The sequence below is a fragment of the Methylobacterium sp. Leaf113 genome (genome assembly GCF_001423325.1).
In the GTDB taxonomy this organism is placed as follows: domain Bacteria; phylum Pseudomonadota; class Alphaproteobacteria; order Rhizobiales; family Beijerinckiaceae; genus Methylobacterium.
This window is the reverse complement of sequence record NZ_LMNJ01000034.1, coordinates 273,411-297,142: the sequence shown is the minus strand read 5'-3', so window position 1 is coordinate 297,142 and position 23,732 is coordinate 273,411. Positions and strand designations below refer to the sequence as shown.

20 protein-coding genes and 1 pseudogene are annotated in these 23,732 nt (G+C 68.9%); 9 read left to right on the top strand and 12 right to left on the bottom strand.

The genetic code is table 11. The features are described from left to right. The 5 genes and pseudogenes from ASF60_RS17905 to ASF60_RS17885 form a co-directional block, all read left to right on the top strand. Positions 1-417, top strand: a 417-nt coding sequence (locus ASF60_RS17905) for an autotransporter outer membrane beta-barrel domain-containing protein (protein ID WP_156634233.1), incomplete at its 5' end; no start/stop codon positions are given. A 401-nt stretch (positions 418-818) separates the two neighbouring features. Then, on the top strand, positions 819-1,646 hold the full coding sequence (locus ASF60_RS17900) for a class II glutamine amidotransferase (RefSeq protein WP_056187975.1): 828 nt from the start codon (positions 819-821) through the stop codon (positions 1,644-1,646). A 150-nt stretch (positions 1,647-1,796) separates the two neighbouring features. Then, positions 1,797-2,537 (top strand): NepR family anti-sigma factor, encoded by a 741-nt coding sequence (locus tag ASF60_RS17895; RefSeq protein WP_056187973.1) that lies wholly within the window; start codon positions 1,797-1,799, stop codon positions 2,535-2,537. Positions 2,538-2,692: 155 nt separating this feature from the next. Further along, positions 2,693-3,103, top strand: coding sequence for a DUF1236 domain-containing protein (locus ASF60_RS17890; RefSeq protein WP_056187970.1), 411 nt, complete (start codon positions 2,693-2,695; stop codon positions 3,101-3,103). Between the two features lie 299 nt (positions 3,104-3,402). Beyond that, positions 3,403-3,651: pseudogene (locus ASF60_RS17885) on the top strand (hypothetical protein); the annotation flags it as partial. A 181-nt stretch (positions 3,652-3,832) separates the two neighbouring features. Here the strand turns inward: ASF60_RS17885 and mscL are convergent. From mscL to ASF60_RS17850, 7 genes are all read right to left on the bottom strand, one after another. Next, positions 3,833-4,261 (bottom strand): large conductance mechanosensitive channel protein MscL, encoded by a 429-nt coding sequence (gene mscL / locus ASF60_RS17880; protein WP_056187966.1) that lies wholly within the window; start codon positions 4,259-4,261, stop codon positions 3,833-3,835. Positions 4,262-4,351: 90 nt separating this feature from the next. Next, entirely contained in the window at positions 4,352-5,224 is an 873-nt protein-coding gene (locus tag ASF60_RS17875) for a CDP-alcohol phosphatidyltransferase family protein (protein ID WP_056187962.1), read from the bottom strand. 8 nt (positions 5,225-5,232) lie between these two features. Next, positions 5,233-5,943: a phosphatidylserine decarboxylase gene (locus ASF60_RS17870; RefSeq protein ID WP_056187959.1), complete on the bottom strand. Its 711-nt coding sequence runs from the start codon at positions 5,941-5,943 to the stop codon at positions 5,233-5,235. A 179-nt stretch (positions 5,944-6,122) separates the two neighbouring features. Then, positions 6,123-7,337, bottom strand: a complete 1,215-nt coding sequence (locus tag ASF60_RS17865) for an MFS transporter (protein ID WP_056187957.1) — start codon at positions 7,335-7,337, stop codon at positions 6,123-6,125. A 154-nt stretch (positions 7,338-7,491) separates the two neighbouring features. Next, positions 7,492-9,162, bottom strand: a complete 1,671-nt coding sequence (locus ASF60_RS17860) for a methyl-accepting chemotaxis protein (protein WP_056187954.1) — start codon at positions 9,160-9,162, stop codon at positions 7,492-7,494. A gap of 470 nt (positions 9,163-9,632) precedes the next feature. Further along, positions 9,633-11,303 (bottom strand): methyl-accepting chemotaxis protein, encoded by a 1,671-nt coding sequence (locus ASF60_RS17855; RefSeq protein ID WP_056187951.1) that lies wholly within the window; start codon positions 11,301-11,303, stop codon positions 9,633-9,635. A 242-nt stretch (positions 11,304-11,545) separates the two neighbouring features. Next, positions 11,546-13,108 carry an OmpA family protein gene (locus ASF60_RS17850; protein ID WP_244478486.1) on the bottom strand — a complete coding sequence of 521 codons (1,563 nt, stop codon included), beginning with the start codon at positions 13,106-13,108 and terminating at the stop codon, positions 11,546-11,548. 54 nt (positions 13,109-13,162) lie between these two features. Here ASF60_RS17850 and ASF60_RS25790 point away from each other — a divergent pair, with 54 nt between their 5' ends. Further along, positions 13,163-13,921 carry a hypothetical protein gene (locus ASF60_RS25790; RefSeq protein WP_244478485.1) on the top strand — a complete coding sequence of 253 codons (759 nt, stop codon included), beginning with the start codon at positions 13,163-13,165 and terminating at the stop codon, positions 13,919-13,921. 17 nt (positions 13,922-13,938) lie between these two features. Here ASF60_RS25790 and ASF60_RS17845 read toward each other — a convergent pair whose 3' ends face one another. After that, positions 13,939-14,961, bottom strand: coding sequence for a DUF2865 domain-containing protein (locus ASF60_RS17845; protein ID WP_082508050.1), 1,023 nt, complete (start codon positions 14,959-14,961; stop codon positions 13,939-13,941). Positions 14,962-15,122: 161 nt separating this feature from the next. Between ASF60_RS17845 and ASF60_RS17840 the strand changes: the two genes are divergently transcribed. After that, on the top strand, positions 15,123-15,641 hold the full coding sequence (locus tag ASF60_RS17840) for a CreA family protein (RefSeq protein ID WP_056187942.1): 519 nt from the start codon (positions 15,123-15,125) through the stop codon (positions 15,639-15,641). A 66-nt stretch (positions 15,642-15,707) separates the two neighbouring features. Here the strand turns inward: ASF60_RS17840 and ASF60_RS17835 are convergent, their stop codons facing one another. Beyond that, positions 15,708-16,049 carry a hypothetical protein gene (locus tag ASF60_RS17835; RefSeq protein ID WP_056187938.1) on the bottom strand — a complete coding sequence of 114 codons (342 nt, stop codon included), beginning with the start codon at positions 16,047-16,049 and terminating at the stop codon, positions 15,708-15,710. 322 nt (positions 16,050-16,371) lie between these two features. Between ASF60_RS17835 and cysS the strand changes: the two genes are divergently transcribed. Continuing rightward, positions 16,372-17,751: a cysteine--tRNA ligase gene (gene cysS, locus ASF60_RS17830; RefSeq protein WP_056187935.1), complete on the top strand. Its 1,380-nt coding sequence runs from the start codon at positions 16,372-16,374 to the stop codon at positions 17,749-17,751. Positions 17,752-17,793: 42 nt separating this feature from the next. On the opposite strand, the gene ASF60_RS17825 is transcribed toward cysS, so the two are convergent. Further along, positions 17,794-18,396, bottom strand: a complete 603-nt coding sequence (locus ASF60_RS17825) for a TIGR00730 family Rossman fold protein (protein ID WP_056187932.1) — start codon at positions 18,394-18,396, stop codon at positions 17,794-17,796. Positions 18,397-18,617: 221 nt separating this feature from the next. Here ASF60_RS17825 and ASF60_RS17820 point away from each other — a divergent pair, with 221 nt between their 5' ends. Beyond that, entirely contained in the window at positions 18,618-20,198 is a 1,581-nt protein-coding gene (locus ASF60_RS17820; RefSeq protein WP_056187929.1) for a LysM peptidoglycan-binding domain-containing protein, read from the top strand. A gap of 24 nt (positions 20,199-20,222) precedes the next feature. Here the strand turns inward: ASF60_RS17820 and ASF60_RS17815 are convergent, their stop codons facing one another. Together ASF60_RS17815 and gltX are read right to left on the bottom strand one after the other, a co-directional pair. Further along, the gene (locus ASF60_RS17815) at positions 20,223-22,145 is read right to left on the bottom strand and encodes an ABCB family ABC transporter ATP-binding protein/permease (protein WP_056187926.1); all 1,923 of its coding nucleotides are present in this window, start codon (positions 22,143-22,145) and stop codon (positions 20,223-20,225) included. A 162-nt stretch (positions 22,146-22,307) separates the two neighbouring features. Continuing rightward, positions 22,308-23,690, bottom strand: a complete 1,383-nt coding sequence (gene gltX, locus ASF60_RS17810) for a glutamate--tRNA ligase (protein WP_056187923.1) — start codon at positions 23,688-23,690, stop codon at positions 22,308-22,310. Between the last annotated feature and the right edge of the window lie 42 nt (positions 23,691-23,732).

Genomic DNA, 23,732 nt, shown 5'->3' with positions numbered 1-23,732 from the left:
GTCGAGCCCTTCGTGGGCGGSGCCTACGTGTCGATCGGGCGCGACCGCTTCGCCGAGACGGGCGGGCTCGCGGCCCTGAGCGGCGCGGCCCAGACCACCGAGGTGGCGACCTCGACGGTGGGCGTGCGCGGCCAGACCAGCCTGGATCTGGGCGCCGGGGCGCCGGTGTCCCTGCACGGGCTGGTGGGCTACCGCCGGGCCTACGGCGAGGTGGTGCCGAAGGCGCTCCTCAGCTTCGGCGCCGGTCCGGGCTTCCTGACGGCGGGCACGCCGATCAGCCGCGACGCCCTGGTGGCGCAGGCCGGCCTCGACGTGCGGGTGGGCCGCGCCACCACCCTGGGCGTGGCCTATACCGGCCAGGTCGGCGAACGCGCCCAGGACCACGCCGTCAAGGGCAACTTCACCTACCGGTTCTGACAGGCGACCCACCGCCCCCTGGGCGTGGCCTATACCGGCCAGGTCGGCGAACGCGCCCAGGACCACGCCGTCAAGGGCAACTTCACCTACCGGTTCTGACAGGCGACCCACCGGGTCTGAGAAACAGGACGCGCGCCGCCGGACCCGAGGGGTTCGGCGGCGTTCGGTTTCCGAGCTCGCCCTTCGCGGGCGAGCCCGGGGGCGGCCGCGCAACCGACCGGAACGCGTCGCGAGCAGGGCGCGTTCGAAGGACACGGCGTTTCCACCGGGGTGCCGCCTCCCGCGAGCGGGAAAATCCTCTAGAGTGGTGTGCTTCAGAGTGGTGTACTTGGCGGGCTCCCCGACAAGAATGCCGCCGCGCAACGCCTCCTGTCCTTCTCACGCGAAGTCCCCGAACCTCCATGTGCGAACTGCTCGGCATGAGCGCGAACGTGCCCACGGACATCCGCTTTTCCTTCGCCGCCCTGGCCCGGCGCGGCGGCGAGACGGGTCCTCACGCGGACGGCTGGGGCATCAGCTTCTACGAGGGCCGTGGCGCGCGGGCCTTCCACGAGCCGGAGCCGAGCGCGCAATCGGAACTCGCCCGGCTCCTGCGCCGGACGCCGATCAAGAGCCGCATCGTCATCGCGCATGTGCGCAAGGCCAATCGCGGCCGGGTCAACCTGGAGAACACCCATCCGTTCAGCCGGGAATTGTGGGGCCGACGCTGGACTTTCGCGCATAACGGCCAGCTCAAGGGCGTGAAGAAGTGGCCGCTGACCTGGTTCAAGCCGGTCGGCTCCACCGACAGCGAGCACGCCTTCTGCTGGATGCTCGACCAGCTGCAGGCCCGCTGGCCCGACCTGCCGAGCCCCGCCCGCATCGACCGGGCGGTGGCGGACCTGTGCGCGGAGCTGCACGGCCTCGGCGTGTTCAACATGCTGCTGTCGGACAGCCGCACCCTCTACGCCCATTGCGGCAAGCGCCTGTGCTACCTCACGCGCTGCGCCCCCTTCGGCACCGCGACCCTGGTGGACGAGGACTGGCGGGTGGATTTCGCGCAGGAAACCGGGGCCCAGGACGTCGTTACGGTGATCGCCACCAAGGCGCTGACCCGCGACGAGTGCTGGACCGACGTCGAGCGCGGTCACGTTCTCTCCCTGCGCGACGGCGCCGTACGCATTCTGAAGCCGGCCGTGGCCCGGCGCATGTCCCGCCCCGAGCGCGTCCCCTCCCCCTGTGGCTGTTGATGCGGCCCCCCCTGCGACGGCCACGGTTGTCCGGCGGGATGCGTCAACCGCCCGGATGCGCTACAACGCGCGAAATCAGTGGACCGCGCGGGTGCTTCTCGGACACCTCGGGCCGACACCACACCTGACCGCGCCAGATTACGACGAGCCATGACACGCGACGTGACCGACACTGCCTCCGACGTTCTGTCGGCCTCCGCAGACGACAGGCCGAACCTGTCCTCGAATATTCGGACTCACCTCGGCGAGCACCTGCGCACGGTCTACGACCGCTTGCCCGCGGACGAGCAGCCGAGCCGCTTTGCCGAACTCATCGAGCAGCTCGAAGCTGCCCTCAAGGCGCGCGGCGAGGCGATCGAACCCGAGTTTCGCAACGGCCTGCTGGCGGCCGTGCCGTCCCTGCGTGCCTTCGCCCTGTCGCTGACCAGCAACCCGGCCCGCTCCGACGACCTCGTGCAGGACACCCTGCTGAAGGGCTGGCAACACCGGGCCCGGTTCCAGCCGGGCACCAACCTGAACGCCTGGCTGTTCACGATCCTGCGCAACATCTTCTATTCGGACCACCGCAAGCGCGTGCGCGAGGTCGAGGACCAGGACGGCTCCTACGCCGCCCGCCTCGCCACCGCCCCGCACCAGGGCGATCGTCTTGACGTCGAGGATCTCCAGACCGCCCTCGGCAAGCTGCCGCCGGACCAGCGCGAAGCTCTGGTTCTCGTCGGCGCCGAAGGCGTCTCCTACGAGGAGGCGGCCGCGATCATGGGTTGTAAGGTCGGCACCGTGAAGAGCCGGGTCAGCCGTGCCCGCGGGCGGCTGGCCGAACTTCTCGGCTATGACGAGGAAGACCTCAGCTCCGACCGGCTGATCCAGTCGGCGATGCCGAAGGATGCGTAAGGTCGGCCCGAGGCGGTCCTGAAGACGAAACCCGGCCTTAAGGATCGACGGACCCGGTGCAACTTTTGACGCATCCCTTCCGGGAGTTGGACGTTACTGCCCTGAACCCGGCAGCGCTTCACAGCGTCGCGGGACACTCGTTCAGGAGCGCCATCATGAACTTCAAGACCCTTCTCGCCGCCTCCGCCATCGCACTCACCCTGCCGATGGCCGCCCAGGCTCAGGGCCTCGTCCGCGGCGCCGAGCGCGGCGCACAGGACGGCGCCGATGCGGCCGGTCCGATCGGTGCCATCGTGGGTGGCGCTGTCGGCGCGGCGACCGGCACGGTCGGCGGCATCCTCGGCGTCGATGATCGCCCCCGCTTCCGCCAGTACGTCACCCGCGAGCGTCGCTCGTCCTATGACTACAATGGCGATGTCCGCGTCGGCGCCGTGCTGCCGAGCTCCGGCGTGAGCTATTACGACGTGCCCGCCGAGTACAACGCCCGCGGCGCCCGCTACACCATCGTCAACGAGCGTCCGGTGCTGGTGGATCGCAGCCACCGCATCGTCGAGGTCATCGACTAATCCTCGCCGACCAGGACACGCTCGGCCCCGCGACGACCGTCACGGTGGCCTAAGTCAGAAGGCTTTCGGCGAAAACTTCGCCGGGAGCCTTTTTTCATGGTCGCGTCGTGGTTCGTCGTCGCATCGCAATTCGTGACCGGGCGATGCCGCGAGGTACGCCGCATTCCGGAATCTCCCCGCGCCGAACCTAACATAAAGCAACGGGAACGGGTGCAGCGATGCAACGCCCGCGCGCTTCAGCCGTTGCTTGGACAGTCCGACCTTCACGTACCCGTGTGCGGCCGTCCGATTCCCGATCGATGCGAAGGAGTTTTCCCATGGCCGGTGACCTCCCCCCTGATCCCGCCCTGCCGGAGCCGGTGCGGGATCATCTCGGCCAGCAGCTGCGGTCAGTCTTCACCACCGACGAGGTCGTTCCCCAGTATCTCGGCGATCCAATGGTTCCCGAAGCCTTCGAGCCGCAGATCAAACGCCTCGAGGTCCGCCTGAAGACCCATGAGGAGGGTACGGGTGCCGTCGAGCAGGCCCTCGAAGATCTCCTTGGGGCAGACCTCTTGCCGGCAGGAGACGTTTTGCTAACAGGAAACCCCTTGCCAGCAGGAAACCTCTTTCCAGCAGGAAACCTCTTACCAGGAGGCGACCTCGTGGCCGGCGAAGATTCCCTGTCGGGACAGAATCGCTCCGGTCGCAAGCCCGGCTTCGGCGAGGCGCGGTAGAAGCCGACGCGGTTCAGACCGCGGGTTTCGTCGCCAGGATATCGCGAATTTCGGCGAGCAGCTTCACGTCCGCCGGCACTTCGGCCACCGTCTCGGGCTTGGCCTCTTCCTTGCTGACCAGGCGGTTCATCGCCCGGATGACCAGGAACAGCACGAAGGCCACGATCATGAAATTGAGTGCTACGGTGATGAACTGCCCGTAGCCGATCACCGCGCCCTGCTTCTTGGCATCGGCATAGGCCGCGCCTTTCTGCACGCTCGACGACAGCGGGAGATAGTAGTTCGAGAAGTCGAGGCCGCCGGTAATCGCGCCGATCATCGGCATGAACACGTCCTGCACCGCCGACGTGACGATCGCCCCGAAGGCAGCGCCGATGATCACGCCGACGGCGAGGTCGACGACGTTGCCGCGCAGTGCGAACTTCTTGAATTCCTCGAGCATCAACCGGTCTCCGCTGGATTTGACCTGCAGGACGACGTCAGGCCGCGTGCAGCTTAGTCGAAGACAACCGCTGCGCGACAGCGCCGCCGGTCAGATGTCCACGGCCGGATCGCGCGCGGGTTTCAGCATTTCGACGGCATCGTCGGCAGTTTCCGCTGAGGCTGAGCCATGTGCTTCCGCCCTGGCCCGGCGGCGATACTGCGCCGCGCCGATCGGCAGGGTGACGAGGTAGCCCAGCGCCAGCGCCACCATCGCCTCGAACGGGAAGCTGATGAACAGGCCGAACCCGGCCACCACCACGAGGAAGATCGGCAGCACCCAGTCGCGGGGGACGCGCTTGCCCATGGTCTTGCCGGAAAAGGTCGGCACGGTGGAGACCACCAGCAGGGCGATGCACAGCATGTAGCCCAGCACCACGGGCGCCGCCCAATGCTCCATCGGCAGCCCCAGGAAGTTCAGGTAGAGCGGCAGCATCGCGGTGAGCGCCCCGGCGGGCGCCGGCATGCCGACGAAGAAGTCCTTCTTCCAGGCCGGGCGGTTCGGATCGTCCAGCATCGCGTTGAAGCGGGCCAGCCGCAGCGCCATCGCGATGGCGAAGATCAGGGCCACGATCCAGCCGACCGAACGCAGGTCCTTGAGAGCGAAGCCGTAGAGGATCAGCGCCGGTGCACAGCCGAAATTGACGAAGTCCGCCAGGGAATCGAGTTCCGCCCCGAAGCGCGAGGTGCCCTTCAGCATCCGCGCCACGCGCCCGTCGATGCCGTCCAGGAAAGCGGCGGCCACGATCGAGATCACGGCCGGCTCGAACTTGCCCTCGAAGGCGAGCCGGATCGCGGTCAACCCGAGGCAGAGCGCCATCAGGGTGATCATGTTGGGCGCGATCATCCGGAACGGCACCGGCTTGAAGCGGCGCGGGCGGGGCTCGTTGGCGTCGGGCGCGAAGGGCGGAAACAGATCGTCCATGGGATGCCTCAGATGCGCCGGAAGACGCGCTCGGGGCCGCCGGCGAGATCGGCCAGCACGGTCTCGCCGGCCACCGCCTTCTGGCCGAGCCCGACGAGCACGCGGGTGCCGACCGGTAGATAGACGTCGACGCGCGAGCCGAAGCGGATGAGGCCGAAGCGCTCGCCGACGTTCAGGCTGTCATTGGCGTGGACCCAGCCGACGATGCGGCGGGCAACCAGACCGGCGATCTGCACCACGCCGATGCGGAGCGGCTCGCCCTTGTGCGTCGTTTCCATCACGAGGCCGTTGCGCTCGTTGTCGTCGCTGGCCTTGTCGAGCTCGGCGTTGAGAAACAGGCCCGGGGTGTAGTGGATCTGGCCGATGCGGCCGGTGACCGGCACCCGGTTCACGTGACAGTCGAACACGTTCATGAACACCGAGATGCGCAGCATCGGCTCCTGCGGCAGGTCGAGTTCCGGCGGAGGCAGCACCGTCGAGATCAGATTCACCCGGCCGTCGGCGGGGGAGACCACGAGGCCGTCGCCCACCGGGGTGATCCGCTCGGGATCGCGAAAGAAGTAGCATACCCACAGGGTCAGGATCAGGAAGATCCAGCCGAGGAACTGCGCGAAGTAGGCTCCGATCACCGTCAGCACGATGCCGATGACGATGAAGGGATAGCCCTCCTTGTGAATCGGCACGAGCGTCCGGCGAATCGTCTCGAGGAGGTCGGTCATGGGTGTTTTCGGAGCGCTCTCGTCTGATGGGCGGGCCGAAGCCGCCCCGGCCGGGGCCTTCTCATAAGGCACGCGGGCCGATCCGTCATACGGTTTCCGATCAGGGACGCGCGAGGCGTCCCGACGCGGTCTTCGATCCGGGACGCGCGAGGCGCCTGCGGACCGAGAGGGCGAACCCGTCAGCCCTCGGCCTGCACCAGGGGCGCCAGGCGCGTCAGCCGCAGGGCGATGACGAGGGCGAGCCCGTAGAGGGTCGCGAAGAACGCCACCACGCCGACCCAGCCGGAATGGTCGAAGAACCAGCCGCCGGCCGTGCCGAGCACCGAGGAGCCGAGATAGTACAGGCACAGATAGATCGACGAGGCCTGGGCCCGGTCGCGCAGGGCTCGCCGGCCGACCCAACTGCTCGCGACCGAATGCGCCCCGAAGAACGCCACCGTGACCAGGACGATGCCGACGATGATCAGGGCGAGATGGCTCGACAGGGTCAGCCCGACGCCGACGAGCCCGAGCAGGATGGCGAGCCACAGCACCTTGCGCCGCCCGAGCCGGCTGGCGATTTCGCCGGTGAGGGCGGAGGAGACGGTTCCGAACAGGTAGACCATGAAGATCGCCCCGATGGCGCTCTGGCTCAGGGAGAACGGCGGCTCCAGCAGCCGGAAGCCGATGTAGTTGTAGATGCACACGAAGCCGCCCATCAGCAGGAAGGCTTCGGCGAAGAGCCAGGGCAGGCCGGGATCGCGGAAGTGGTGGGTGAAGGTGCCGGGCACGTCGCGCCAGCGCATCCGGTTGGCCCGGAAGCGGCGCGAATCCGGCAGCAGGTAGACGAAGGCGATGGCGGCCAGGAGCGCCAGCAGCCCGATGGTGCCAAGGCCCCAGCGCCAGGAGGCATGGTCGGCGATGATGCCGGCCAGCAACCGCCCGACCATGCCGCCCGCCGCATTGCCGCCGATGAGCAGGCCCATCGACAGGCCGATGGCGCGCCCGTGCATTTCCTCGCCGAGATAGGCCATCGCCACCGCGGGCAGGCCGGACGCCGCGAGCCCCGTAAGGGCGCGCAGAGCCAGGAAGCCGTGCCAGCTCGGCACCAGGACGGCCACGATCGTGAGAAGGGCCGAGGCGAACAGCGACGCCACCATGATGGGCTTGCGCCCCCACACCTCCGAGAGCGGACTGACCACCAGGAGCGCGATCGCCAGCATGGCGCAGGGCAGCGACAGGGCAAGGCTGCTCTCGGCCGGCGAGACGGAAAAATCATCGGCGAAGACCGGGAGCAGCGGCTGCACCCCGTAGAGCACTGCGAAGGTGGAAAACCCGGCGGCGCCCAGGGCGACAGCGGTGCGACGGAAGGCGGGCGTTCCTGCCTCGATCAACCGCTCGCTCGCCTCGTCCATGCACGCTCCTGCGGGGTCGGCCCGGAGACCCGGACACCACGTTCTCGGCGCAGAGGGTCCCGCCGGCAGAAGGCAGGCTCCTCAATCCTCCGCAGCCGCCCCGGCTATATAGGCCGGTGCGGCGATCGGGAAACCGCCGCCCGGATGCGGCGTCCTAGGCCGCCCGGACCGTGGCGAGGAAGCGGGCGACCTCGGCGCCGAGATGCTCGGACTGGCGCGAGAGTTCGCTGGCGGAGGACAGCACCTGGGCGGACGCGGCGCCGGTCTCCTCGGCGGCCCCCGCCACGCTCGCGATATTGGACGTCACCAGTTCGGTGCCGACCGCCGCCTGCGAGACGTTGCGGACGATCTCCTGGGTGGCCGCCCCCTGCTCCTCCACCGCCGCCGCGATGGTGGTCGACACTCCGCTGATCTCGCGGATCCGGTCGGTGATGCCACCGATGGCCGTGACCGCCTGTCCGGTCGAGTCCTGGATCTGCCCGATCTGGGTTCCGATTTCCTCGGTGGCCCGGGCGGTCTGGTTGGCGAGTTCCTTCACCTCCGCCGCCACCACGGCAAAGCCCCGGCCCGCCTCGCCGGCGCGGGCTGCCTCGATGGTGGCGTTGAGCGCCAGCAGGTTGGTCTGGCCGGCGATCGTCGAAATCATCGCCACCACGTCGCCGATCCTGGTTGCGGCCGTGCTGAGATCCTGCACCAAGGTGGCCGTCCGCTCCGCCTCGCCGACCGCCGCCTGCGCGAGGTTGGCGGAGCCGACGACCTGACGCCCGATCTCCTGCACGGACGAACCGAGTTCCTCGGCCGCCGCCGCCACGGTGCTGACGTTCGAGGCAGCCTCCTCGGCGGCGGCGGCCACCGTGGTGGATTGGCTGGCGGTCTCGGTCGCGGTGCCGGACATGCTCTGGGCCGTTGCCTCCAGCTGGGTCGCCGCCGACGTCACCTGGGTGATGATGCCGCTCACGGCGCTCTCGAAATGATCGGCCATCCGCTGCATCCCGAGCCGGCGCTCCTCCTTCACGGCCAACTCGCGCGCCTCCTGTTGCTGCCGCAGGGTCTCCGTCTCCAGCAGGTTATCGCGGAAGACCGCCAGGGCCGCGGCCATCGCGCCGATCTCGTTGCGGCTGGACGAGTAGGGTATCTCCCTGGCCAGATCACCGCCCGCGACCGCCGCCATCGCGCCGGTGATCCGGGCGATCGGACGTGTCACGCCGTAAAGGACGAACACCGCACCGCAGACGCCGATCAGGAGCGAGATGCCGCCCACCGCGACCGTGAGCCAATAGGCGTTGTGATAGTTGATCTTCGAGGCGGCGTCCGCTTCGACGGCCCCGCGGTCGTTGTGGGTTACATCGTCGTCGATGACCTTCATCAATTCCTGGTAAGCCGGCCGCGTCATCTCGAACGCGTCGACCATGGCGTTCTGGTCACCGGCCCGGAACGAGGCGAGAAACGCGGCGCGCCGCTCGTCATACTCGGCGTAGCGCTTGGCGATGTCGTCGGCGATCGCCCGCTCCTCAGGGCTGGCGATGAAGGGCTGATACGTCTTCAGAGCCGTTTCGACGGCCTTCTCGCGTTCCGCATTGAGCTTTTCGAGCGACGGCGCCGATTCGCGCCCCATGACATACCGAGCATCGACAATCCGTAGATTCGTGACGGCGAATTTGATTTCGCCCAAGCTTCGAACGCTCGGCATCAATTCCCCAGAAAGTTTCATCGAACTTGCCCGGATTCTCTCCAGGCTTGTGATGGCTATCCCTCCCTGAATGACCAAGGCGGCGATGACGGAACCGATGATCGAGATCAACATCCACTTCAGCTTGATAGCCATGATCTTTTATCACCTTCTAATATTCTGTCATGTCTGCGTTTTCCAGAACATAGCAGGTCCTTAAAGACCATCTAAAGTGAAACTTTATCAATTAAAAAATCGATAATCCGGACGAGAGCCACGACAAAGATCGCGGTTTTATTACGCCCCCTGGGTCGTGGTGATCCGCGTCCCCAGTCCGTCGGTTCGCGGCCTGCGGTTTCCGGGGGGAGCGATCCTGCGGGACGGTCGGCAGGATGAGGGCAGCGCGGGAGCGATTCGAACGGATCAACACCCAGGCACAATGGACCTCTCGCGGGCAGGCCCCAGAACGGAACAGGCCGGCTCGCGAAGGGAGCCGGCCTGGAAGTTCCGTCGAGATGGCCTGCGTGCCCCGTCCGAGACGCACCTTCACAGGTTCGTTCGGATTCGTCGCGTCCGGCCGATCAACCGGCGAAACGGGGTCGGAGAGACGAGCCGGCGAGCAGCGCTCAGGCCGCCCGGGTGGTGGCGAGGAAGCGAGCGACCTCACCGCTGAGCCGCTCGGACTGTCGCGACAGCTCCGAAGCCGAGGCCAGGACCTGGGACGAGGCAGCGCCGGTCTCCTCCGCGGCGCGGGCCACGGTCGAGATCTTGTCCGTCACCTGACCGGTGCCCACGGCTGCCTGGGCCACGTTGCGGACGATCTCCTGGGTGGCCGCCCCCTGCTCCTCGACGGCCGCCGCGATAGAATTGGCCACGCCGCTGATCTCCTGAATCCGGGTCCGGATGTCGCCGATGGCCGATACGGCCTGGCCGGTCGAGGCCTGGATGCGCGTGATCTGATCGCCGATCTCTTCGGTGGCCCGGGCGGTCTGGTTGGCGAGCTCCTTCACCTCGGCCGCCACCACGGCGAAACCGCGGCCCGCCTCGCCGGCCCGGGCCGCCTCGATCGTGGCGTTGAGCGCCAGCAGGTTGGTCTGCCCGGCAATGGTCGAGATCATCGCCACCACGTCGCCGATCTTGGTCGCGGCCATGCTGAGATCGCCGATCAGCGCAGCCGTCTGGTCCGCCTCGCCGACCGCGATCTGCGCCAAGGTGGCGGAACCGTCGACCTGGCGTCCGATCTCCTGCACGGAGGAGCCGAGTTGCTCGGCCGCCGCCGCTACGGTGTTGACGTTCGAGGCCGCCGCTTCCGCCGCCGCTGCGACGCCGCCCGATTGCTGCGCGGTCTCACCGGCGGTCCCCGACATCATGTCCGCCGTCGCCTGCAGCTCGGTGGCCGCCGACGTCACCATGCCGACGATGCCGCTGACCGCCTGCTCGAAACCGTCCGCCAGCTCGTGCATCGTCGCCTTGCGTCGTGCCGCGTTGGCGGCCTCGAGGTTCGCCTGCTCACCCCGCATGTGCTCCGCCTCGACGAGACCGTCGCGGAAGATCGCGAGGCACGCCGCCATCTCACCGATCTCGTTGCGGTTCGTCGCATGGGGGATTTCGATGGTCAGCCGGCCCTCGGCGATGGTCCGCATGGCGCCGGTGATGCGGGTGATCGGACGGGTGACGCCCAGGAGTACGAAGAGGATGCCGCCGAGGCCGAGCAGGACGGAGCCGCCGCAGACCACCAGAGTCATCCAGATCGCGGTCGCATAGGTCCGCTCTGCGGTTGCCTGCGCAGTCAGGGCGCCCTGATTGTTCAAATCCGCATCGCGATCGACCGTCGTGATGAGTTGGTCGAAGACGGTCCGCGAGCGCGCGAACAGGCTCTCGGCACTTGAGATGTCGCCGCTCTGCAGGAGAGCGGGAAAGCCGCGACGAAGGTCCTCATACCGTGCGAAGGTGCCGACGATGTCGGTCCACAGCGCCTTTTCCTCGGGGCTGCTGATGAGAGTCTCGTAGGTGCGCATCGCGGTGGCGACGGCCTGCCTGCGCGTGGCCTCGACCTGCAGCAGCTCGGCCGGCGCTTCCTTCCCATGCATATACCGGGCGTCGAGCAGGCGCAGCCGCGTCAAACTGTACTTGAATTCACCTAAGGCGCGCACGCTCGGAAGCCAGTTAGCCGCAATATCCACTACTCCAGAATTAACAGTGCGAATGTTTGCAACAGCAAACCACCCCTGCGCACCAAGACCCAGCATCATGACTGACAGGATCGTGATCAGCGTTGACTTGAGAGACAGTCGCATCGACGGAGGGGCGCATTGGAAATGCTATCCGGCCTGCGGCGCACAGGAGGGACAGGTCGGCGAAGACCACTATTCCCTATGGCGCCGAACTAAACATTTGATGAATAGAGCCGGCTTTTCCAATTCTTCCCGCCGGGTCGTGCCGATAGCCCTCCCCTTTCTCCAATCCATCGAAGACTGGCCGATGCGGGCGCGGAGCGGGCGACCGGAGGCTTTCGGACCCCGGTCGCCGCATCCTGGTTTCAGCGTGGAGGCGCCGCCTCGCCCTGCTGCTGGATCAGCGGCGTGATACGGCGGACGGTCACCCGCCGGTTCTCGCGCGCGGCGTTCTGCGTGTTCACCTTCAGGTTCTGCTCGCCATAACCCTGCGTGGTCAGGTTCTCGGGCGGCACCTGGAAGGTCTGCGTCAGCACGGTGGCCACCGACTGCGCGCGGCGGTCGGAGAGCGAGAGGTTGTCGACGTCGGCCCCCACCGCGTCGGTGTATCCCTCGATGAGGAACACCTCCTGCGAATTGGCCTTGATCGCCCGGTTCATCGCCGCCGCGATGGTGGCGAGGCGCGCGGCCTGATCCGGCGTCACCGTGAACGAGCCGGTGTCGAAGTTGATGGTATCGATGTCCACGCTGCGCATACGGGCGCGCAGCTGCGGGCTGTAGCGCACCTGATCGAGGGTGTAGCGCCGGTCGACCGCCACCACCGGCGGGGCCGACAGGGCCTCGTAGACGGCACCCTCATCCGCTCCGTCGTAATCGACAACGTAGCGATTGCGGGGGATGCGGATGTCCGGCGGCGGCAGTTCGACCACGTCGTCGTAGATCGGCCGGCGCACGCCCCCGCCGAAGCTGTTGTCGATGATCACGACCTCGCGCCCGTCCCGGAAGCGGCGGGAGCGGCGTACGAGACGGCCGTCATCATCCACGATGGTGACGATCTGCTCGCCGCCGGGGCGGTCGAGATACGTGATGGTGTCGCCGCCGCGCCGTTCGCTGCGATAGGCCCGCCGGTCCAGATCGCGGAAACGCTCGTTCTCGTCGTGACGGATGAAGTAGGTGTCGCGATCACGCACGATGATGCGGCCGGGCTCGCGGATGTAGGTCCGCCCGCCTTCCGAGAACTCGCGCCGGTCGCGGCGGACCTGATCGTAGTCGCGGACATCGTCGTCATCCCGGAACCCGCCCGGCACGTAGCCCGGGCGCCCCGGCGCGTTGAAGCCGGTGCGAGGCTCGCGCCGTTCGAAGGCGTCCCGCCGCTCGCGGTCCTCTCGACGATCGTCGATGCCTCCGGCGCGTGGATCACCGGAATCACGGCGATCGACACCGTCGCGCCGGGTCTCGACCGGCCGGGAATCGGACCGAACCGCATCGTCGCGATTCAGCTCGCGGGATCCCTGGGCGGGACCGTCCCGGTCAGGGCGGGATTCGACGGGATTCGCACCCGCACCGGGACGCCCGTCCGGACGCTGCGGGTCCGGGTTCGGAGCACCCGGCGGCGTGAACGGACGGCCGGGTACGCCCGGCCGGGCATTCGGGGCGACCGGTGCCGGCGGATTGGCGTCCGGGGCGGGTGCACGCGGCTCTGCGGGCGGGTTCGGGCGCGCGGGCTGCGTGGCTCCCGGGACGGTCGGGCTGGCGGGGTTCGCCGGATTGCGGATCTCGGGCGCGGTCGGTGTCGGAGCCGGGGCTTGGCGAAGCTGGGGTTGCGCGGGGCGGGCGGGTTCGGATGCGGTGGGACGCTCGGGTGCATTCGGCCGCTCGGGAGACCGCTCGCGTGCGGCCGGCGGCGCACCGGAGCGCTCGCCCGGCACTTCCGAACCGGGCGCGCGACGATTCTGCGTCGGATCGCGATCGGGTGCCCCGCCGTGCTCCTCCCGCGCCGGGCGATCTTCACGCGTCGGGCGCTCCTGGCGCGGCTGCGGACGCTCCTGGCGCTCCTGGCGCGGCTCCGGGCGCTCCTGGCGCGGCTCCGGGCGCTCCTGGCGCGGCTCCGGGCGCTCCTGGCGCGGCTCGGGGCGCTCTTGGCGGGGTTCCGGGCGTTCCTGGCGAGGCTCGGGACGGGGTGCCGAACGCTCGGGGCGGGGTTCGGGACGCTCTTGGCGCGGCTCCGGGCGTTCCTGGCGCGGTTCAGGGCGCTCTTGGCGCGGCTCGGGACGGGGTGCCGAACGCTCGGGGCGGGGTTCGGGACGCTCTTGGCGCGGCTCGGGACGCTCCTGGCGCGGCTCGGGCCGTTCTCGACCGCCCGGCGGTTGGCCCCCGCGCGGCCCTTCACCACCCCGAGGCCCTTCACCACCCCGAGGTCCTTCGCCCGGCCCGCCTTGGGCCAGCAGGATCGCCCCGCCCGGGACGGTATCCGGCCGAGCAGAGCTGGGTCCGGACAGCAGGAGCGCAGGGAGAACCGTGCCGGTCAGCAGGAGGTGGCGGATGCGCCGCATCGAAGGTCACTCACGTCGTTGATGTGGCCTTCGGAACAGAATGCGAGCCGGATGGTTCCCGATACCGAGCACGGCCGTCCGCCTCTCCGGACGGCTTGGCGTCAGGGCACTCGGCCCCGGATCTCCCAGCCCCGGAGCTCTTGGAACCGGGGCGCTTGGAACCGGAGCTCCTCGAACCGGATCTTCTGACCTCGGATATCCTGGCGTTATTGCACGCCCTGGCGCGTCGCCGTCGAGAACAGGTTCGGGGCGATGATCCGCACCGGCTGGCGCTCCTCGCCGGCGGCTGGGCTCGTGGCGGCTGGTACCGGCGCAGCCGCACTGTCCGTCGCCCCGGCGGCACGGCGGCTGGCGACGTCGGCCGCGAGTTCCGCGGCGGTCTTGTCGGCCCGGCCCACCAGGGTGAGGCGCACCTTGGGCGGACGCGACAGGGCCTCGGCCTGCATCGGCGTGACGAAGATGTCGCCCTTGTGCCGCACCAGCATGCTCTCGGCCTTGACCAGCGACTGCGCCCAGGTCTGTCCCTCGCGCTTGCACGAGCAGTTCGGCGTGAAGGACGTGCGGAACTTGAAGGCGTTCGGCAGGGCCGTGTAGGCACGGCTGCCCTTCAGGGTTGCGGCCTGCTTGAGGGCCTCGTCCCCGTGGGGCATCGAGTAGGCGGCGGCTTCGGCCCCGGGGCAGAGCGCCTGGCACAGCTCGTCCGCGCCCTCGCGCCCGTCCGGAAGATTGTTCATCGGAAAGTAGGCGCCGTCGCAGGTGCGGACGCAGACCACCTGCGAGCCACCCCGCGCACGCGCCTCCCCGGCCGGCCCGTCGGTCTTGAGGAGGGTGCGGCTCGCCGCATCGGTGCAGGTGGCGGCGATGGCCTCGGTCAGCTGCCGGCGGCGGGCAGCCGTGACCTCGCCGTTCTCGGCGCCGTAACCGGCATTGAGGGCGCGGATGCGCTGCTCGACCGCGCCGCATTGCGGGGGGCGGGAATCGAAGAACAGGAACTTGCCACCCTCGCAGCTGAGCGTGCGGTAATAGGCGTTCAGTCGCCCGATCTCATTCTGCAGCGCCCGCGCGGTGCTGGCTCCGTCGCTGAGGCTCGCGAGTTCGGAGCGGTAGCGCAGGCAGGCCGCATTCTGCGCCTCGGCGGCCCCCGTCATCGCCAGGGCGACAGGAAGAGCGGCAAGGACGCCGGCGAGCACCCGGACGAGCGTGCGGATCTGGAGAGGGATCAGCGGCATGGCCTGATTGCGAAGGATGGCGGGACGCCGCCGCACGGAATCCGACGGCGGATCTCGGCGAAGCGATGGCGAACGAGGACAACACAAGTTACTTAGCGACCCTCGCACGGCGGCGACACCCTTCCCACATGCGCCCCGAACAAACCGAGGGGAATGATACGATGATGTGGCTTCGGGGTCTCACAGGCTGCGCGCTGGCGTTGGGGCTCGGCCTCGTCGCACATCCAGTGCGGGCGGACGATGCGGATCGCATCTTCGACAAGTCGACCGTGTGGCGCCCGCTCACGCCCAACGACAAGCTGGTGGTCTACGGGATCGACGATCCGTCCGTAGCCGGCGTCGCCTGCTGGTATACGCAGCCGGAGAAGGGCGGCATCAAGGGCACGCTCGGCCTCGCCGAGGATGTCTCCGACATTTCGCTGGCCTGTCGACAGGTCGGCCCGGTGCAGTTCAAGGAGAAGTTCAAGCAGGGCGCAGTGGTGTTCAGCGAGCGGCGCTCGCTGATCTTCAAGTCGATGCAGATCGTGCGTGGCTGCGATGTCAAGCGCAATACGCTGATCTACATGGTCTATTCGGACAAGGTCATCCAGGGGTCACCCAAGAACTCGACCTCGGCCGTGCCGCTGATGCCCTGGGGCACCGAACCGCCGCCGCGCTGCGACGCCTTCATGGAGAAGTAGACCGCCTGTGGAGGCCGGCCCCGTGGCGGGGTCGGCGACCAGGCGCAAGAGCGTCGGTGGAGGCGATCAATCCTGGCACGTGATCCGGATCGGGCGCTCGGCGGGCTTCACCACCGGGGCGGCCGGGATCGCGCCGGTATACTCGTCCTGGGCAGCGACGCCGAAGGAACCGGCCGAAGCGAAGCCCTGGGCCTCGCACCAGGCATTGGCCACCACCTGCCCGCAGGCGCTGTCGCCGTTGGTGAGGCAGTCGCCGACACCGTATCCCTCGCTCGACGGGATCAGGAACGTCTTCTCGACGGTGGCCGGCACCTTGGCGGGGCTCTCGCCGTCGCCGGCAGCCAGGGCGACGTGTGCGGTCAGGGCGAAGGCGAGGAGAGCGCCGAGATGGGCGGTCACGCGGCGCATGGGCAGAACCTTGCTGATGTCGGAAGCGTCTGAGGCGAAAACTTCACGGCACGGGGTTAACAAACCCTTTCTCCGCGACAGGGTTTTCGACGAATGCTGGTTCGGCGTCGTTCTCGAATTGCTCATGGATTTGAGGTAGCGCAGGACGTGCCGTCAGGCCGTCGCCTCAGCGCAACAGGTCGCCGGGCGGAAGGCGGCGACGATGTGGCGCCGGCTTGGCCTGTCGCGGCAAAAGCTGCGAGATACCAACGCGGTGCGGGTCTCACGCTCGGACGGGCCGGGTGGGGGTCCGGGACGCAAGGGACGATTCAAGGGAAGATTCATGGCCTCGATGTTGCGGCTCTACAACACGCTGACCCGCGAGAAGGCCGTCTTCACGCCGATCGATCCGACGAACGTGCGGATGTATGCCTGCGGCCCGACGGTCTACGATGCCGCTCATATCGGCAATGCCCGGCCGATCATCGTCTTCGACCTGCTGTTCCGCCTGCTGCGCCACCTCTACGGTGAGGCGCACGTCACCTACGCGCGCAACGTCACGGATGTGGACGACAAGATCAACGCGCGGGCGGCCGAGCGCGGCATCACCATCCGCGAACTCACCGACGGGACGCTGAAGACCTTCCACGCCGACATCCGCGAACTCGGCGTGCTGATGTCGGAGGATGTGAACGTGGCGGGTCAGCGCCCGCGCTTCATCGAGCCGCGCGCCACCGACCACATCGCCGAGATGCACACCATCATCACCGGGCTGGTGCAGGCCGGACATGCCTATGTGGCGGCGGAGCACGTGCTGTTCGACGTGCCCTCGATGCCGGATTACGGCGCGCTCTCGAAGCGCCCGCTGGACGAGATGGAGGCCGGCGCCCGCGTCGAGGTCGCGCCCTACAAGCGCTCCCCCCTCGACTTCGTGCTGTGGAAACCCTCGAAGCCCGGCGAGCCGTCCTGGCCCTCACCATGCGGGATCGCGGCGCCGGGCCGGCCGGGCTGGCACATCGAGTGCTCGGCGATGTCATGGCGGCACCTCGGCGAGCGCTTCGACATCCATGCGGGCGGCATCGACCTGATCTTTCCCCACCACGAGAACGAGGTGGCACAGTCCCGCTGCTGCTTCGGCACCGACGTGATGGCCCATGTCTGGCTTCACAACGGCTTCCTCCAGGTCGAGGGGGAGAAGATGTCGAAGTCGCTCGGCAACTTCATCACCATCCGCGACGTGCTGAAGGACTGGCCTGGCGAGGTCGCCCGGCTCGCCATGCTGAAGACCCATTACCGCCAGCCGATCGACTGGACCCTGCGTGGCCTCGAAGAGGCCGCGCGGATGCTTGAGCGCTGGTACGGACTCGTGGGCGATGGCGCGCCGGCGCCGGCGCTCCCCGAGACGGTGCTGGAGCCGCTACTCGACGACCTCAATACGGCCGCCGCGCTCGCCGAGTTGCACCGCCTCGACGATCCGGCGGCACTCAAGGCCGGTGCGAACCTTCTCGGGCTACTCACGCAGACCAAATCCGCCCGCGACCAGGGAACGATCCAGGCGGCTGGGATCGACGTCGCCCGCGTCGAGGCCCTGATCGAGGCCAGACGCGCGGCCCGGGCCGCCAAGGACTGGGCTGCGTCGGATCGTGTTCGCGACGAACTCCTCGCGCTGGGCATCGCCGTCAAGGACGGCAAGGACGGCACGACCTGGAGCGTCGTGACCTGATCAGGTCACCGTGACCTGATCGGTCGCCGCGACGCCCTTCGGTCAGAACCGCTCGGCCACCAGGGCCTCGGCGGCCGGGGCGGGTTCGACGGACCCGGCCGCGTCGCGCAGGAGGCCGACCACGTCGGCCGCCTCGGTCGCCACGAGGTAGCTCAGGTCGAGCCCTTCCCGGATGAAGCCCTGCGTTCGCATGTGATCGAGGAGGGTCAGCAACGGGGTCCAGAAATCCGCCACCGAGAGCAGCAGGATCGGCTTGTTGTGCTGGCCGAGCTGGGCCCAGGTGAGCTGCTCCACCAGCTCTTCCAGGGTGCCGATGCCGCCCGGCAGGGCCACGAAGGCGTCGGAACGCTCGAACATCAGCCGCTTGCGGGTGTGCATGTCTTCCACCACGATGGTCTCCTGAATCTCTTCGAGCATGCGCTCGCGCGATTTCAGGAAATCCGGAATGATGCCGGTGACGTGGCCGCCATGGTCGAGGACCGCGCGGGCGACGGTGCCCATCAGGCCGACATTGCCCCCGCCATAGACGAGGCCGATCCCCGCCTCCGCCAAGGCCTTGCCCAGGGTCACGGCCGCCGTGGTGAAGGCCGGATCGCCCCCGAACCCCGAGCCGCAATAGACGCAGACCGTCCTCAACCGAGCCATGCCGGGCCTCTCTGATGCGTCGCAACCAGGACGGACCCGTCCCTGTCCACGAGCCAAACTGCTGATTTTACGGAAGATCCGGCCATGCGACGGCGGATGTGATTTGGTGTTCCGATCATGTTCGCTAATATGTCGCCATCAATCGCCGGTTTGTCGACGGGCTCGATCCGGCGACGACGGTGTTTCGGCCGCCGCGCCGGTCGACAAGGGAGTGGGGTGTCATGAGGGCGGAGTTGCGACGGAGCATCTTCCTGGCCTGCGTGGGGCTTCTGGCGGGCTTCGCCCTCGTGGTCACCCTCTATGGCGCGAGCACCTTGTTCAAGCGCAGTGTCGAGGGCACCGACCGGGACCGTGCAGCCCTGGCGGCGGCGCCCACCGCCCCGACGGAGGAAGCCCGGCCGGGAGCGGTCCCGGGCTCGAGCGCCCAGGCCGAGCCGGACCCGCGCCCCGGGGAGGGGGCGTCGCCGGCGGGAAAGCCCCCGGCGGCGCGGGCGGTCCGGCAGCCCCCGGCGCCGGGACTGGGCGCGTCCGCCGGGACAGAGGCGCCGACCTTCGACATCATCCGGGTCGAGCCCAACGGCGAGACAGTGATCGCGGGGCGCGCCGCGCCCAACACCACCGTGGAGTTGCTGCGCGACAACGCGCCGATTGCCCGTGCGCTCGTCGATCCCTCCGGCCAGTTCGCCATCGTTCCCCCGGCGCTTCCCGTGGGCAACAGTGAGATCACCCTGCGGGCCTCCAGCGCCGATGGGCAGGAGCGCGTCTCGCGAGACAGCGTGGCAGTGGTGGTGGCCCCCGATCGTCGGACCAAGCCCCTCATCGCCCTCACCTCCCCCGATAAACCCACCATCGTGCTCTCCCAGCCGGATCCGGTCGCGACGGCCGCAGCGCCAGGCTCCGGCGCGGCGGAGTCCCGCCAGGCCGAAGCCCGAAGCGCCGCTGCGGACAACCGGCTCGCAATGACCATGCCCGGCCCCGGGGGCCAGAATGTCCCGGGCCTGCAGCAAAGGGCGGACACGGGCACCGAAGCCAGGTCGGGCCAGCCGGGCGCGGCCGCGCCGGACCCCACGGCCCCGCTCAAGATCGTCAGCGTCGAGGCGGAGGATGGCGGCCGCCTCTACGTGACCAGTCAGGCCCCGCCGGGCGCGACCGTGCGGCTCTACCTGAACGACGCCCTGGTGGCGCCGGGCAGCGTCGGCGCCGACGGTCGCGTAGCGTTCACGATCGGGCGCGGCGTCCAGCCCGGCGCGTACACGATCCGGGTGGATCAGGTCGACCCTGTCTCCGGCAAGGTGAAGACCCGTTCCGAGGTGCCCTTCACCGTCCCGGTCGCCGCGAAGCCCGGAACACCGACCGCTTCGGCCTCGCCCGCACGGTCCCCCGGTGCGAAGCTGGCGCAGGGGCCGGCGGTTCCGGCCCCGGGAACGCCGGGGACGCCAGCAGCCCTTCCGGCAGCGATGCCCCGAATGGCCGTGGCCAAACCGCCCGCTCCTCCCGAATCGGCAACGCCCGCCTCGCAGGCCCCTGCCGGCCGCGCGGAGGCGCCGGATACGCCGGCCCGGGCCGCCACGGAACGAAGCCCCTCGGTCTTCGTGCCGGAGGTCGGGACGGCACGGATCATCCGGGGCGACAGCCTGTGGCAGATCAGCCGGCGCATCTACGGCACGGGCACCCGCTACACGGTGATCTACGACGCCAACCAGCCGCAGATCCGCAACCCGGACCTGATCTATCCCGGGCAGATCTTCGTCCTGCCCGGCGACGGGACCGCGGCGGTGCCGCAGACCGACCCGCGGGGCTGAAGCGCCAAGCCCCGGTTCGAGCCCCTATTCCGCCGGTTCCGACGCCAGCACCGGGCGGGCCTTCGGGACCGGCAGCACGTCCTCGCTGCGCTGGAGCACCTCCAGGGCGGCGTCCGCTTCGCGCTGACGGCTCCACATCGAGGCGTAGACGCCGTCCCGCTCCAGAAGCGTGCCGTGGTCGCCGCGCTCGACGATGACGCCCTTGTCGAGGACGATGATCTCGTCGGCATTGACCACGGTGGAGAGACGGTGGGCGATGACCAGGGTGGTGCGGCCCTGGCTCACGGTGTCCAGCGCATCCTGGATCTCCCGCTCGGTGAAGGAGTCGAGGGCCGAGGTCGCCTCGTCGAGGACGAGGATCGGCGGCCCTTTGAGGATGGTGCGCGCGATGGCGACGCGCTGCTTCTCGCCGCCCGAGAGCTTGAGCCCGCGCTCGCCCACGGGCGTGTCGTAGCCCTCCGGCAGGGCGGAGATGAAGCGGTCGATCTGCGCCAGCGAGGCGGCGGCCCGGACCTCCGCGTCGGTGGCGTCCCACCGGCCGTAGCGGATGTTGTAGCCGATGGTGTCGTTGAACAGCACCGTGTCCTGCGGGACCATGCCGATCGCCGCCCGCAGGCTCGCCTGGCGCACCTGGGCGATGTCCTGACCATCGACGAGGATGCGGCCCGTCTGCGGCTCGTAGAACCGGAACAGCAGGCGCGACAGGGTCGACTTGCCCGCACCGGAGGGGCCGACGATCGCCACCGTACGGCCGGCGGGCACCTCGAAGCTGACGCCCTTGAGGATCGGCCGGGCGGGATCGTAGGCGAAGCGCACGTCTTCGAACCGCACCACGCCGTCCGAGATCGCGAGCGGCAACGCGCCCGCCCGATCGGCGATCTCCGGGTTGCGGTGCAGGATCTGGAACATATCGTCGATGTCGATCAGGGCCTGTTTGATCTCGCGGTAGATCATGCCCATGAAATTGAGCGGCATCGAGAGCTGCACCAGCATGGTGTTGACGAGCACGAAGCCGCCGAGCGTGGTGCGCCCGGCCATGATGTCGCGCGCGGCCAGCCACATCACGATGGTCATGCCGATGGTGAAAATCACCGCCTGTCCGGCGTTGAGCACCGCCAGCGAGACGTAGGTCTGCGTCGAGGCCTTTTCGTACTTCGCCATCGAGGCGTCGTAGCGCTCCGCCTCGCGCTGCTCGGCCCCGAAATACTTCACGGTTTCGAAGTTCAGCAGCGAATCGACGGCCTTGGTGTTGGCGTCGGTGTCGGAATTGTTCATCCGGCGCCGGATCTCGATGCGCCACTGCGTCGCCTTCCAGGTGAAGGCGAGGTAGGCTGCCACCATCACGAACACCACCACCGAGTAGATCCAGTCGAACTCGTAGGCGAGCACGCCGATGACCAGCAGGAACTCGACGATGGTGGGCACCAGCGTCAGCACCATCAGGCGCGACAGCTCCTCGATGCCGCCGCGCCCACGCTCCAGCACGCGGGTGAGGCCGCCGGTCTTGCGCTCCAGGTGAAAGCGCAGGGAGAGCCGGTGCATGTGCTCGAAGGTCTGCAGGGCGAGGCGGCGCACGGCGTGCATCGCCACCTTGGCGAAGAGCCCGTCGCGCACCTGCGTCAGCCCGGCCATGAGAATGCGGGACAGGCCGTAGAGGCCGATCAGCAGCATCGGCGCGGCGAACAGCCCGGTGGGGATGGCCGCACCCGGCTTGGGGTCGGTCAGCGCCACCAGGGCGTCGGTGGCCCATTTGAAGGTGAAGGGCGTCACCATGGTGACGAACTTGGCGACGATCAGCAGGCCGAAGGCGAGGAAGACGCGCCGCTGCAGATCGGGCCGACCATAGGGCCACAAATAGGGCCAAAGGCGACGATAGGTGGCCACGAGGCCGGGCCGCGCGGACGGCTCAGGCCGAACCGGGGCCGCCGGGGCGGGGTCGGTGCTCATACGGATCAGGGGCTCGGGATGAAGATGGCGTCGAGCCCGCATATAGGCGCCCCGGGCCGCCGGTGACAGTCACCTGGTCGAGCGGGAGCATGCACCCGGTCGAGCGGAGCGGGCAGCTGGCCGAGCGGAGCGGGTTTGCGTGCGCCGCAGAGGCGCGCCCGATCACCCCTCGCCCGAGAGACGCCGCGCCACCGCGTCCCGTCCGATCAGCGGCAACAGGCCGGCGAGATCCGGCCCGTGCTCCAGCCCGGTGATCGCGAGGCGCAGCGGCATGAACAGCGCCTTGCCCTTGGCCCCCGTGGTCGCCTTCACCGCCCCCGTCCAGGCCTTCCAGGTCTCCCCGTTCCAGGGCTCGTCCGGCAGCAGCGCGGCGGCGGCCCCGATGAAGGCCGGGTCGGCGATGACGGGAGCGACCGGGCCGGCGACCACGCGCCACCAGTCGCCCGCCTCCGAGACCTTGGCCAGGTTCGGCTGCACCGCCTCCCAGAATGCTTCGGCGCGCTCCGTCGGGATACCGAGATCCGCGAGCCGGTCGGCCACCTCCGTGTAGGGCATGGCATGGACGAGGCGGGCGTTGAGCCCGTCGAGTTCATGCGGATCGAACTTCGCCGGCGCCCGCGAGATCTGGGCGAGGTCCACCAACCCGGCAAGCTCGTCGAGGCTCGCCACGGCACGGACCGATTCGGCCGATCCGGTGAGCACTGCCAGCGAGCGCACGGCGCCGGGCTCGTAGCCGGCCGCGCGCAGGCCGCGCAGCGAGAGATGGCCGAGGCGCTTGGAGAGCCCCTCCCCGTCCGCCGTGGTCAGCAGGTTGTGGTGCCCGAAAATCGGGATCGCGCTGCCCAAAGCCTCGAAGATCTGCACCTGCACGCCCGTGTTGGTGACGTGGTCCTCACCCCGGATCACGTGGGTGACGCCCATCTCTGCATCGTCGACCACGGAGGGCAGGGTGTAGAGGTAGCTGCCGTCGGCGCGGATCAGCACCGGATCGGAGAGCGAGGCGCAATCGACATGGGCGGGGCCGCGCACGAGATCGTCCCAGGCCACGGTGCGGGCATCGAGTTTGAAGCGCCAGTGCGGCGTGCGCCCCTCTGCCTCCAGGGCGGCGCGCTCGGCCTCCGAGAGAGAGAGGGCGGCCCGGTCGTAGATCGGCGGCTGGCCACGCCCGAGCTGGCGCCGGCGCCGGCGTTCCAGCTCTTCCTGCGTCTCGTAGCAGGGATAGAGCCGGCCCAACGCCTTCAGGCGTTCGGCGGCCGCGTCGTGGATCGCGACCCGGTCGGATTGCCTCGCGAACAGGTCGGGCACGATCCCGAGCCAGGCGAGATCCTCGGCCACGGCGTCGGCGAAGTCTTGCGTCGAGCGCTCCCGGTCAGTGTCGTCGAGCCGCAGCAGGAAGCGGCCGTGCCGCGCCCGCGCGAACAGGGCGTTGAGCAGGGCCGGCCGGGCGTTGCCGATATGCAGGTAGCCGGTGGGGGATGGCGCGAAGCGCACGAGGGGTGCGCCGGCTGGGAGCGTGTCGGCCTGGGGCGAGGTGGCGTGAGTCATGAGGCGCCCTCTAGACCATTTCGCCGGCCCTGAGGACTCCGG